General features: G+C 67.8%; 11 protein-coding genes and 1 tRNA gene. 10 read left to right on the top strand and 2 right to left on the bottom strand.

Going from position 1 to position 12256, the window contains the following annotated elements; genetic code table 11:
* Positions 1 to 106 precede the first annotated feature (106 nt).
* The 7 genes from ABS735_RS07650 (at position 107) to ABS735_RS07620 (ending at position 6994) form a co-directional block, all read left to right on the top strand.
* Positions 107 to 352 (top strand): hypothetical protein, encoded by a 246-nt coding sequence (locus ABS735_RS07650; RefSeq protein ID WP_373902108.1) that lies wholly within the window; start codon positions 107 to 109, stop codon positions 350 to 352.
* Positions 349 to 945 (top strand): Tat pathway signal sequence domain protein, encoded by a 597-nt coding sequence (locus ABS735_RS07645; RefSeq protein ID WP_373902328.1) that lies wholly within the window; start codon positions 349 to 351, stop codon positions 943 to 945. The genes ABS735_RS07650 and ABS735_RS07645 overlap by 4 nt, the downstream gene beginning before the upstream one ends.
* Positions 946 to 1232: 287 nt before the next feature.
* Positions 1233 to 2468 carry a branched-chain amino acid ABC transporter substrate-binding protein gene (locus ABS735_RS07640; RefSeq protein WP_373902107.1) on the top strand — a complete coding sequence of 412 codons (1236 nt, stop codon included), beginning with the start codon at positions 1233 to 1235 and terminating at the stop codon, positions 2466 to 2468.
* Positions 2469 to 2581: 113 nt separating this feature from the next.
* Positions 2582 to 3514, top strand: a complete 933-nt coding sequence (locus ABS735_RS07635; RefSeq protein ID WP_373902106.1) for a branched-chain amino acid ABC transporter permease — start codon at positions 2582 to 2584, stop codon at positions 3512 to 3514.
* A gap of 5 nt (positions 3515 to 3519) precedes the next feature.
* Entirely contained in the window at positions 3520 to 5346 is a 1827-nt protein-coding gene (locus ABS735_RS07630) for a branched-chain amino acid ABC transporter permease (protein ID WP_373902105.1), read from the top strand.
* A gap of 5 nt (positions 5347 to 5351) precedes the next feature.
* On the top strand, positions 5352 to 6281 hold the full coding sequence (locus ABS735_RS07625; protein ID WP_373902104.1) for an ABC transporter ATP-binding protein: 930 nt from the start codon (positions 5352 to 5354) through the stop codon (positions 6279 to 6281).
* On the top strand, positions 6278 to 6994 hold the full coding sequence (locus ABS735_RS07620) for an ABC transporter ATP-binding protein (protein ID WP_373902103.1): 717 nt from the start codon (positions 6278 to 6280) through the stop codon (positions 6992 to 6994). Before ABS735_RS07625 ends, ABS735_RS07620 begins: the two co-directional genes overlap by 4 nt.
* Positions 6995 to 7069: 75 nt before the next feature.
* On the opposite strand, the gene ABS735_RS07615 is transcribed toward ABS735_RS07620, so the two are convergent.
* Positions 7070 to 7726: an ANTAR domain-containing response regulator gene (locus tag ABS735_RS07615; RefSeq protein ID WP_133888483.1), complete on the bottom strand. Its 657-nt coding sequence runs from the start codon at positions 7724 to 7726 to the stop codon at positions 7070 to 7072.
* Positions 7727 to 7823: 97 nt separating this feature from the next.
* Here ABS735_RS07615 and ABS735_RS07610 point away from each other — a divergent pair.
* Positions 7824 to 7907: transfer RNA gene (locus ABS735_RS07610), tRNA-Leu, on the top strand.
* An 86-nt stretch (positions 7908 to 7993) separates the two neighbouring features.
* A complete protein-coding gene (locus ABS735_RS07605; RefSeq protein ID WP_373902102.1) occupies positions 7994 to 8773 on the top strand; it encodes a helix-turn-helix domain-containing protein in 780 nt (259 codons plus the stop codon).
* Here ABS735_RS07605 and pyk read toward each other — a convergent pair whose 3' ends face one another.
* The gene (pyk, locus tag ABS735_RS07600) at positions 8774 to 10210 is read right to left on the bottom strand and encodes a pyruvate kinase (RefSeq protein WP_373902101.1); all 1437 of its coding nucleotides are present in this window, start codon (positions 10208 to 10210) and stop codon (positions 8774 to 8776) included.
* Between the two features lie 213 nt (positions 10211 to 10423).
* Between pyk and ABS735_RS07595 the strand changes: the two genes are divergently transcribed.
* Positions 10424 to 12235, top strand: a complete 1812-nt coding sequence (locus ABS735_RS07595) for a bifunctional metallophosphatase/5'-nucleotidase (protein WP_373902099.1) — start codon at positions 10424 to 10426, stop codon at positions 12233 to 12235.
* The last annotated feature ends 21 nt before the right edge of the window (positions 12236 to 12256 follow it).

Genomic DNA, 12256 nt, shown 5'->3' with positions numbered 1-12256 from the left:
GCACAGCGCACCCCCGGCGTCCCCGTCAACCTCGTCGCCCCCGTCACCCTCGTCGCTCCCGTCACCCTCGTCGTCCCCGCGACCCGCGTCCGGCGCGGAGTTGTGCGTGAGCGCCGTCGGGTACTGGGCGCGCGAGATGCTGGACGGCGGCGAACCCTACGGCGACTATCAGTCGATGGGTCTGTCCAACCGGCAGTACGACATCCTGCGGGAGGTCGTGGACGCGGCACGGACCCTGAAGCGGGACCAAGGCGCCCAGGAAGCCGACGAGTTGATCGGCCGTCAGGTGCGGCTGGCGTGCGCCGAGGGGTACCGCGACGGCGGTCCGAGCAACGGCCCGTGGCAGTCATGAGCGGTGTCGGCCCCGTCGAGCCGGGCGAGGACACCCGCGTCCGGGAGGCGCCGCGGCCCCGGCCGCGCGGACGGCTCGCCCGGCACTACGACCGCCACCGCCGGACCGTCCTCGCCTCCGGCGCCGCCCTCGTCGTACTGGCGGGCGGCGGCTACCTGTACGCGAGCCGGCCGCAGCCGCCTCCCGCTCCCCCGCCGCCCTACCCGTCCCAGGCGATCGACCTCGTCTACGTGGCCCCCGTGACCGGCTCCCCGGGAGCCGCGGCCGGCGGCTTCGGCTTCACGGTGCTGCTGAGCGTCCGGTCGGGCCCGCCCGTCACCGTGACGCGGCTGACCCAGCCCTACGACGGCCTGTCGGTGTCCTCCTCCCCCGCGACACCTTTCCAGACAAAATCGCATTCCGCCCGCAAGATCATTGTCACGCTGCGGGTGACGGAATGTGAAAAAGCGCCCCGGAATCCCGGACTCCCTTTCCTGGATGTAACACTGCGTAATGCGCGCGCAATAGAGTCCCACAGTTTCATCCTGGGCACGCGCTATGCGCGGGACCTCTCCCGGACCCTTGAGGTCGCCTGCAGCAACGATTCCAGGTAATCACCAAAACGCCCCAGACGCCTGAACGCGAAGCGCCGGTCCTGCGGGTTCTCACCATGCGGACAGGGCGAATCGGCCTGAATTCAGCCCTTCTTCCCAGCCAGTACCGCTCTGCAATACCCCGTGTCATAACAAGAGAGTCACAGCCTCAGTCAGACCCTCCTCCACCTTCCCTGCACACGCTTAGAGTCACGGCCAGTCACCGCGCCGTCGGATTGTCATTTCGGCCCCGCGCTCGACTCGACCGCCTCCACGGGGAAGCGGCCGCGCCAGGGAAAGGACTGATCGTGCGCCAACGTTCGCTCATCGCCATCACCGCCGCTCTGGCGGCGGGAGCGCTCACCCTCACCGCCTGCGGCTCGCGCGACGACGACGGCGGCTCGGACTCCGGCAACGGCGGCGGTGGCACCACCGTCGTCATCGGCGTCGACGCCCCGCTGACCGGCGACCTGTCCGCGCTCGGCCTCGGCATCAAGAACTCGGCGGACCTCGCCGCCAAGACGGCCAACAAGAACAAGACCGTCGAGGGCGTCACCTTCAAGGTCGAAGCCCTCGACGACCAGGGCCAGCCCTCCGTCGGCCAGCAGAACGCCAGCAGCTTCGTCGCCGACAAGGACGTTCTCGGCGTCGTCGGCCCGCTGAACTCGTCGGTCGGCGAATCCATGCAGAAGGTCTTCGACACCGCCAAACTGGTCGAGGTCTCCCCGGCCAACACCGGCCCCTCCCTCACCCAGGGCCAGGACTGGCGGAACAAGAAGGTCCGCCCGTACAAGTCGTACTTCCGCACCGCCACCACGGACGCCATCCAGGGCCCGTTCGCCGCGCAGTACGTCTACAACGACGCCAAGAAGAAGAAGGTCTTCGTCATCGACGACAAGAAGACCTACGGCGCGGGCCTCGCCGGCACCTTCACCGAGGAGTTCAAGAAGCTCGGCGGCAAGGTGGTCGGCACCGAGCACATCAACCCGGACACCAAGGACTTCTCCTCGGTCGCCACCAAGGTGAAGAACTCCGGCGCCGACGTCGTCTACTACGGCGGCGAATACCCGCAGGCCGGCCCGCTCAGCAAGCAGATCAAGGAAGCCGGCGCCAAGATCCCGCTCGTCGGCGGCGACGGCATCAAGGACGACACCTTCATCAAGCTGGCCGGCGCCGCCGCCAACGGCGACCTCGCCACCTCCGTCGGCGCGCCCGTCGAGACCCTCCCGTCCGCCAAGAAGTTCGTGGCCGACTACAAGGCGGCCGGCTACAAGGAGGACTACGCGGCCTACGGCGGCTACTCCTACGACTCCGCCTGGGCGATCATCGAGGCCGTCAAGAAGGTCGTCGAGGACAACGACGGGAAGCTCCCCGACGACGCCCGCGCCAAGGTCACCGAGGCCATGCAGAACGTCTCCTTCGACGGTGTGACCGGCAAGGTCTCCTTCGACGAGTTCGGTGACGCCACCAACAAGCAACTCACCGTCTACTCCGTCGAGAACGGAGCCTTCAGCGACGTCAAGTCCGGCACCTACACCGGCTGACCGACCCCGCACCACAGCCCACGAGCCGCGCGGGGCGCTGTTCCACAGGCGCCCCGCGCGGACTCGCATCCGGCCATATCCGTCGAACGTCCGAAAGTCTCGGAGGACATGCGGTGAACGAACTGCCGCAGCAGCTGGTCAACGGCCTGCTACTGGGATCCATGTACGGGCTCGTCGCCATCGGCTACACAATGGTCTACGGCATCGTCCAGCTCATCAACTTCGCCCACGGCGAGATCTTCATGACCGGCGCCTTCGGCGCACTCACGGTCTACATGTACATCCTGCCCGACGGCACCTCCATGCTGATCGCCCTGCCCCTGATGCTCCTCGGCGCGGTGATCGTCTCCGTCGCCGTCGCCGTCGGGGCGGAACGGTTCGCCTACCGTCCCCTGCGCGGCGCCCCCCGGCTCGCGCCCCTCATCACCGCCATCGGCCTCTCCCTCGCCCTCCAGCAGGCGGTATGGGCCTGGTACCCGGACGCCAAGTCCGCGCGCCCCTTCCCGCAGATCGACGGCGGCCCCTTCCACATCGGCAACGTCACCATCCAGACCGGCGACATCTTCCTCCTGATCGCCGCCCCGGTCAGCATGGCCCTGCTCGGCTACTTCGTCATGCGCACCCGCACCGGACGCGGCATGCAGGCCACCGCCCAGGACCCGGACACCGCCAAGCTGATGGGCGTCAACACCGACCGCATCATCGTGGTCGCCTTCGCCCTCGGCGCCGTCTTCGCCGCCGTCGGAGGCGTCGCCTACGGCCTCAAGTACGGCCAGATCGAGTTCAAGATGGGCTTCATCCTCGGTCTCAAGGCCTTCACCGCGGCAGTCCTCGGCGGCATCGGCAACATCTACGGCGCCATGATCGGCGGTGTCGTCCTCGGCGTCGCCGAGACCCTGGCCACCGCCTACATCGCCGACATACCCGGCCTGGACAAGTTCGGCAGCCAGTCCTGGGCTGACGTCTGGGCCTTCATCCTCCTCATCCTCGTGCTGTTGTTCAGGCCACAGGGCCTGCTCGGCGAACGCGTTGCGGACAGGGCGTGACACCGATGACCACACAGACCACCGCGCCGAAGAACACCGGCGCCCCCGCCCCGGGCGACACCTCCGGCCTCATCGGCATACCCGCCAACCTCGGCCGCGCCCTCGCCACCGGCGGAGGCGCCCTCACCGTCGTCTCCACCTTCCTCGCCTGGACCTGGACCGCCGAGTTCCCCGGCGACCTCACCGTCTACGGCTACCCGGGCGGCCTGCAGGTCCTGGTGCTCATCGCCGGCGCCGTCACCACCCTCTTCGGCCTCGCGTCGTACGGCGTCAAGGGACTGGGCTGGCTCGCACCCGCCGGTGCCGACGCGGCCCTCAAGTTCGCCGCGCTCGCCGCCTTCGCCACCACCTGGTACACGATCATCGCGATCAGCACCCAGCTCGGCGGCGTCGTCAACCTCGAACCCGGCGGATACATCGCCGCAGCCGTCACCCTCATCGCCTTCCTGGGCGCCCTCGCACTCCCCTTCGAACGGCCCGAGCCCGACCCCTTCGACCCCGACGACACCGGCTGGGACCAGTTCAAGCACACCAGCTCGCAGAACTGGCAGACCGTCCGCGCGGCCTTCGCCTCCAAAGAGCCCCGACCCGTGCGCGCACTGCCCTCCTACGTCGAGATCCTCATCATCGTCGCCGTCCTCGCCCTGGCCCTGCTCGTCTTCACCTACGGCATCGGCACCGAGTACGACGAACTCTTCGTCGGCTTCCTCATCGTCGCCGGCTTCGGCTTCGCCGCCCTCCACCGGTCCGGACTGATCAGCCACGCCACCGAGATCACCGCCCGGCACCAGAACATCACCGTCTGCGGCGCCTTCATCGCAGCGGCCTGCTTCCCCTTCACCCAGTCCGACGACCAGTACGCCACCCTCGGCGTCTACATCCTGATCTTCGCCACCGTCGCCCTCGGCCTGAACATCGTCGTCGGCCTCGCCGGCCTGCTCGACCTCGGCTACGTCGCCTTCCTCGGCGTCGGCGCCTACGCCGCCTCCATGGTCTCCGGCTCCCCCAGCTCCCCCTTCGACCTGCACCTGCCCTTCTGGGCCGCCGTCCTGGTCGGCGCCGCCGCCTCCCTGGTCTTCGGCGTCCTGATCGGCGCGCCCACCCTGCGGCTGCGCGGCGACTACCTCGCCATCGTGACCCTCGGCTTCGGTGAGATCTTCCGGATCACCGCCAACAACCTGGACGGCACCTCGGGGCCCGACGTCACCAACGGCTCCAACGGCATCTCGTCCATCCCCGACCTCAAGATCCTCGGCTTCGACCTCGGGGTCTCCCACGACATGGGCAGCTTCACCCTCGGCCGGTTCGCCAACTACTTCCTGCTGATGCTCATCATCACGGCCGTCGTCGTCCTCGTCTTCCGGCGCAGCGGCGACTCCCGCATCGGCCGCGCCTGGGTCGCCATCCGCGAGGACGAAACCGCCGCGCTCGCCATGGGCATCAACGGCTTCCGCGTCAAGCTCATCGCCTTCGCCGTCGGCGCCTCGCTCGCCGGACTCGCCGGCACCGTCCAGGCACACGTCACCTACACCGTCACCCCCGAGCAGTACCTCTTCGCCGGCACCACCCCGCCCAACTCCGCCTTCCTGCTCGCGGCGGTCGTGCTCGGCGGCATGGGCACCATCGCCGGCCCGCTCATCGGCGCCTCACTGCTCTTCCTGATCCCCAACAAGCTCCAGTTCCTCGACGACTACCAGCTCCTCGCCTTCGGACTCGCGCTCGTCCTCCTGATGCGCTTCCGCCCGGAAGGCCTCATCGCCAACCGGCGCCGCAAGCTCGAGTTCCACGAAGAGGCCGAAGCGCCCACAGTCCTGAGCAAGACAGGGGCCTGACCACCATGACCACCGACACCACCACCAAGGACACCGCACCGGGCGCCCCCGCCCCCGGCACCACCATCCTCGACGCACGCGGTGTCACCATGCGCTTCGGCGGACTCACCGCCGTCAACGGCGTCGACCTCACCGTCAACAGCGGCGAAATCGTCGGCCTGATCGGCCCCAACGGCGCCGGCAAAACGACCTTCTTCAACTGCCTGACCGGCCTCTACATCCCCACCGAGGGCGAGGTCCGCTACAAGGGCCGGGTCCTGCCGGCCAAATCCTTCAAAGTGACCGCCGCCGGCATCGCCCGCACCTTCCAGAACATCCGGCTGTTCGGCAACATGACAGTCCTGGAAAACGTACTCGTCGGCCGACACACCCGGACCAAAGAGGGCTTCTGGTCCGCCGTCCTGCGCGGCCCCGGCTTCCACCGCGCGGAGAAGGCGTCCCGGGAACGCGCCACGGAACTACTGGAGTTCGTGGGCCTCGCCCCCAAAGCCGACCACCTCGCCCGCAACCTGCCCTACGGCGAACAGCGCAAGCTGGAGATCGCCCGCGCACTGGCCAGCGAACCGGGACTGCTGCTGCTCGACGAGCCCACGGCCGGCATGAACCCCCAGGAGACACGCGCCACCGAAGAACTCGTCTTCGCCATCCGCGACCAGGGCATCGCCGTCCTCGTCATCGAGCACGACATGCGGTTCATCTTCAACCTCTGCGACCGCGTCGCCGTCCTCGTCCAGGGCGAAAAGCTCGTCGAGGGCGACAGCGCCACGGTGCAGGGCGACGAACGCGTCGTCGCCGCCTACCTCGGCGAACCCCTCGCCAACGACCCCGGCGCCGCGGAAGCCGCCGAGGTGGAAGCCGCCGAAGCCGCCCAGGCCGAAGCCGCCGAGGCCGACACCACCACGGACACCGCGGCCGGCAAGGAGAACGACCGATGACCGCACTCCTCGAGGTCGAGGACCTCCGCGTCGCCTACGGCAAGATCGAAGCCGTCAAAGGCATCTCCTTCAAGGTCGACGCCGGCGAAGTGGTCACCCTCATCGGCACCAACGGCGCCGGCAAGACCACCACCCTGCGCACCCTGTCCGGCCTGCTCAAGCCGGTCGGCGGCCAGATCAGATTCGGCGGCAAATCACTCAAGAAGGTCCCCGCCCACCAAATCGTCTCGCTCGGGCTCGCGCACTCGCCCGAAGGCCGGCACATCTTCCCGCGCATGAGCATCGAGGACAACCTCCGCCTCGGCGCCTTCCTGCGCAACGACCGGCCGGGCATCGAGAAGGACATCCAGCGCGCCTACGACCTCTTCCCCATCCTCGGGGAACGCCGCAAGCAGGCCGCGGGCACCCTCTCCGGCGGCGAACAGCAGATGCTCGCCATGGGCCGCGCCCTCATGTCCCAGCCCAAGCTGCTCATGCTCGACGAGCCCTCCATGGGCCTCTCGCCGATCATGATGCAGAAGATCATGGCGACGATCGCCGAACTGAAGTCCCAGGGCACCACCATCCTGCTCGTCGAACAGAACGCCCAGGCCGCCCTCTCCCTGGCCGACCACGGTCACGTCATGGAGGTCGGCAACATCGTCCTGTCCGGCAGCGGCCAGGACCTGCTCCACGACGAGTCCGTCCGCAAGGCCTACCTCGGCGAGGACTGACACCCCCTGCGCACCGTACGGCCGAGGCCCGCACCCCCACACCGGGGACGCGGGCCTCACTCGTACGTCGAGGACTCAGCCCTTGGACGCCTTCTTCTCCTCGGCGTCCTGGATGACCGCCTCGGCCACCTGCTGCATCGACATCCGCCGGTCCATCGAGGTCTTCTGGATCCACCGGAAGGCGGCCGGCTCGGTCAGGCCGTACTCCGTCTGAAGCACCGACTTGGCGCGGTCCACCAGCTTGCGGGTCTCCAGGCGCAGGCTGAGGTCGGCGACCTCCTTCTCCAGCGCCTTCAGCTCCGTGAACCGCGAGACGGCCATCTCGATCGCCGGCACGACGTCGCTCTTGCTGAACGGCTTCACGAGGTACGCCATCGCCCCGGCGTCCCGGGCCCGCTCCACCAGGTCGCGCTGCGAGAAGGCGGTCAGCATCAGCACCGGAGCGATGCTCTCCTCGGCGATCTTCTCGGCCGCGGAGATACCGTCCAGCTTGGGCATCTTCACATCCAGGATCACCAGGTCGGGCCGGTGCTCCCGGGCCAGCTCCACGGCCTGCTCACCGTCACCGGCCTCACCGACGACGGAGTACCCCTCCTCCTCCAGCATCTCTTTGAGATCCAGCCGGATGAGCGCCTCGTCCTCGGCGATGACGACACGGGTCGTCAGCGGAGGAACGTGCGACTGGTCGTCGTCGGTCACGTCGGCGGGCTGGGGCGACTCGGGGGCGGTCACGTGGCGCTCCTTGTTCCGGGGCAGGCGGTACTGCTTCTGAGAGCCTACCTAGCTGCGGCTTGCTGCGGTGAACCGGTACACTCCTCAAGGCTGACCAGCCGGGTTGGCGGAACTGGCATACGCGGATGTCTCAAACACATCTGTTCGAAAGGACATACGGGTTCGAGTCCCGTACCCGGCACAAGCACCAAAAAGCGGAAGACCACATTCGCGTGATCTTCCGCTTTTTCATACCCCGAGTGACTGCCATTAACTCAGTGTGTTCCCATGGAGCAGCACAGTCCTTCGATCCGCGCACACGCTGTTGCGCTCATGAACCAGGGATTCCCCAACCACGTGGTTGCCGCGCAGCTCAACATCCCGCGAGGGACCGTGGGCTGGTGGCGCAGCGAGGACCGAAAAGCGCGCGGCGAGGCGTACAGGCAACCAACCGATTGCCCTCGGTGTACGGGTCGCCAGTTCGATGAGGTTGCATACGCCTACCTGCTGGGCCTGTACCTCGGCGACGGTCACATCGTCTCGAAGCCCAGCCAGCATCACCTGTCGATCTTCTGCGACGCCACACAGACCGGCCTGATCGAAGCGGCGGCAGACGCCATGCGCAAGGTCATGCCACTACCCAGCGTTCGTCCGCGCCGGAAACCTGGCTGCGTGGAGGTCAAGTCGTACACGAAACACTGGTGCTGCTTGTTCCCCCAACACGGCCCCGGCAAGAAGCACGAACGCAAAATCGCCCTGGAGACGTGGCAACAGGTCATCGTTGACGCTCACCCTTGGGAGTTCATCCGGGGCCTCATCCACTCGGACGGCTGCCGTATCACCAACTGGACGGCGAAAACCGTTGGCGGCGTGCGCAAGCGCTACGAGTACACGCGCTACTTCTTCAGCAACAAGTCGGACGACATCCGCGGGCTGTTCACCAGCGCCCTCGACACGGTCGGTGTCGAGTGGACGACTCTGGCGCGCGGCAGCGATCCTTTCAACATCTCCGTAGCCCGCAAAGCCTCCGTAGCCCTCATGGACGTCCACGTGGGCCCCAAGTACTGATCACTTGGGACTGTCGTCCTCCCCGATGTGGTGGACCCGTACCAGGTTCGTCGTGCCGGACACCCCGGGCGGTGAGCCGGCCGTGATGACCACGACGTCGCCCTTCTCGCAGCGCCCGTACTTGGTGAGCAGTTCGTCCACCTGGTCGACCATCGCGTCCGTGGAGTCCACGTGCGGGCCGAGGAAGGTCTCCACGCCCCAGGTCAGGCTCAGCTGGGAGCGGGTCGCCGGTTCGGGGGTGAAGGCGAGCAGGGGGATGGGTGAGCGGTAGCGGGAGAGGCGGCGGACGGTGTCGCCGGACTGGGTGAAGGCGACCAGGAACTTCGCGCCGAGGAAGTCGCCCATCTCGGCGGCGGCGCGGGCGACCGCTCCGCCCTGGGTGCGGGGCTTGTTGCGTTCGGTCAGCGGGGGCAGTCCCTTGGCGAGGATGTCCTCCTCGGCCGCTTCGACGATCCGGGCCATCGTGCGCACCGTGTCGGTGGCGTGCTTGCCGACGCTGGTCTCGCCGGAGAGCATGACCGCGTCCGTGCCGTCGATGACCGCGTTGGCGACGTCGGAGGCTTCCGCGCGGGTGGGGCGGGCGTTGTCGATCATGGAGTCGAGCATCTGGGTGGCGACGATGACCGGCTTGGCGTTGCGCTTGGCGAGCTTGATGGCGCGCTTCTGGACGATCGGTACCTGCTCCAGGGGCATTTCGACGCCGAGGTCGCCGCGGGCGACCATGATGCCGTCGAAGGCGGCGACGATGTCCTCGATGTTCGCCACGGCCTGCGGCTTCTCGACCTTGGCGATGACGGGCAGGCGGCGGCCCTCCTCGTCCATGATGCGGTGGACGTCGAGGACGTCCCGGCCGCTGCGCACGAAGGAGAGGGCGACGACGTCGAAGCCGTTGCGCAGCGCCCAGCGCAGGTCGTCCTCGTCCTTCTTCGACAGGGCGGGCACGGATACGGCGACGCCGGGGAGGTTGAGGCCCTTGTGGTCGGAGACCATGCCGCCCTCGATCACCCGTGTGCGTACACGGGGTCCGTCGACGGCGGTCACCTCCAGGCAGACCTTGCCGTCGTCGACGAGGACGCGTTCGCCGGGGGTGACGTCTTCGGCGAGGCCGGCGTAGGTGGTGCCGCAGGTGTGGCGGTCGCCCTCGATGCCCTCCTCGACGGTGATGGTGAAGCTGTCGCCGCGTTCAAGGAGTACGGGTCCTTCACCGAAGTGGCCGAGGCGGATCTTCGGACCCTGAAGGTCGGCGAGGGCGCCGACGCTGCGGCCGGTCTCGTCGGACGCCTTGCGGACACGGTGGTAGCGCTCTTCGTGTTCGGCGTGGGTGCCGTGGCTGAAATTGAAGCGGGCGATGTCCATTCCGGCGTCGACCAGGTCCTTGATCTGGTCGTAGGAGTCGGTGGCGGGCCCAAGAGTGCAGACGATCTTTGCTCGGCGCATGAGTCGAGCCTATGACTTACTGCCGGGTAGCGAATTGGCCACGCATGACCACTCAACAACCTTTGAGTAAAGGGTTATTGACAAGTGTTGAATTGTGCGCGACGCCGCTCCGATGAGCATTCGGATTGTCCGGCACCCCTTGACAGGAGACATGTTCAGGACAGAATCTACGCGCGTTGCCACTGTCTGCCGGGTCACCGAGGAGAGTCAGTCATGCCGTTGAACCGCCGCAAGTTCCTGAGCAGGTCCGCCGTGACGGGGGCGGGTGTCGCGCTGGCCGGCGCGGCGGCGGCTCCGGCGGCCGAGGCGGCGGCGCACAGGGGGCACAGGGGGCACAGGAAGCCCAAGCGGTATGCGCTGACCGTGCTGGGCACCACCGACCTGCACGGGCACGTCTTCAACTGGGACTACTTCAAGGACGCCGAGTACACGGACACGGCGGGCAACGCCCAGGGTCTCGGCCGGATCTCCACCCTGGTGAACCAGGTCCGCGAGGAGAAGGGCCGCCACAACACGCTGCTGGTGGACGCGGGCGACACCATCCAGGGCACCCCGCTGACGTACTACTACGCGAAGGTGGACCCGATCACCGCCGAGGGTGGTCCGGTGCATCCGATGGCGCAGGCGATGAACGCGATCGGCTACGACGCGGTGGCGCTCGGCAACCACGAGTTCAACTACGGCATCGAGACGCTGCGCCGGTTCGAGGAGCAGTGCGACTTCCCGCTGCTCGGCGCGAACGCGGTCGACGCGAAGACGCTGAAGCCGGCCTTCCCGCCGTACTTCATGAAGACGTTCCGGGTGAAGGGCGCGCCGCCGGTGAAGGTGGCGGTGCTGGGGCTGACCAACCCGGGCATCGCGATCTGGGACAAGGCGTACGTGCAGGGGAAGCTGGCCTTCCCGGGTCTTGAGGAGCAGGCGGCCAAGTGGGTGCCGAAGCTGCGTTCGATGGGCGCGGACGTGGTGGTCGTGTCGGCGCACTCCGGTTCGTCGGGCACGTCCTCGTACGGTGACCAGGTCCCGTACGTCGAGAACGCGGCGGCCAACGTGGCGCGGCAGGTGCCGGGCATCGACGCGATCCTGGTCGGGCACGCGCACGAGGAGATCGCGGAGCTGAAGGTCGTCAACGAGGAGACGGGGAAGACGGTCGTGCTGTCGGAGCCGCTGTGCTTCGCCGAGCGGCTCACTCTGTTCGACTTCGAGTTGGTCTTCGAGCGGGGCCGCTGGCACGTCGAGTCGGTGCGGGCGTCGCTGCGCAACTCCAACGCGGTCGACGACGACCCGAGGATCGCGAAGCTGCTGGCGGACGAGCACGCGAAGGTCGTGGAGTACGTCAACCAGGTCGTCGGCACGGCCACCGAGACGCTGACGACGGTCGAGGCGCGGTACAAGGACGCGCCGATCATCGACTTGATCACGAAGGTGCAGGAGGACGTGGTCAAGGAGGCGCTGGCGGGCACGGAGTACGCCTCGCTGCCGGTCCTGTCCCAGGCGTCGCCCTTCTCGCGGACCTCTCAGATCCCGGCGGGCGACGTGACGATCCGGGACCTGTCGAGCCTGTACGTGTACGACAACACGCTGGTCGCGAAGTTGCTGACGGGCGCGCAGGTGCGGGCGTACCTGGAGTACTCGGCGGAGTACTACGTGCGGACGGCGGCCGGTGCGCCGGTGGATGTGGACAAGTTGACCAACGCGAACGGCCGTCCGGACTACAACTACGACTACGTGTCGGGTCTGACGTACGAGATCGACGTCGCGCAGGCGGCCGGTTCGCGGATCAAGAACCTCGCGTACGGCGGTGCTCCGCTGGACGACGCCCAGCAGTTCGTGCTGGCCGTGAACAACTACCGGGCCAACGGCGGCGGCGCCTTCCCGCACGTGGCGTCGGCGAAGGAGCTGTGGGCGGAGTCGACGGAGATCCGTACGCGGATCGCGGAGTGGGCGATGGCGAAGGGTGTGCTGGACCCGAAGGACTTCGCGTCCGTGGACTGGTCGCTGACGCGGGACGGCGAGCCCTTGTTCTGATCCGCGGGTATGTGGGTCGGC

The sequence above is a fragment of the Streptomyces sp. MMCC 100 genome, assembly GCF_041538145.2.
Taxonomy (GTDB): domain Bacteria; phylum Actinomycetota; class Actinomycetes; order Streptomycetales; family Streptomycetaceae; genus Streptomyces.
This window is presented reverse-complemented; position numbering and strand designations above follow the sequence as displayed.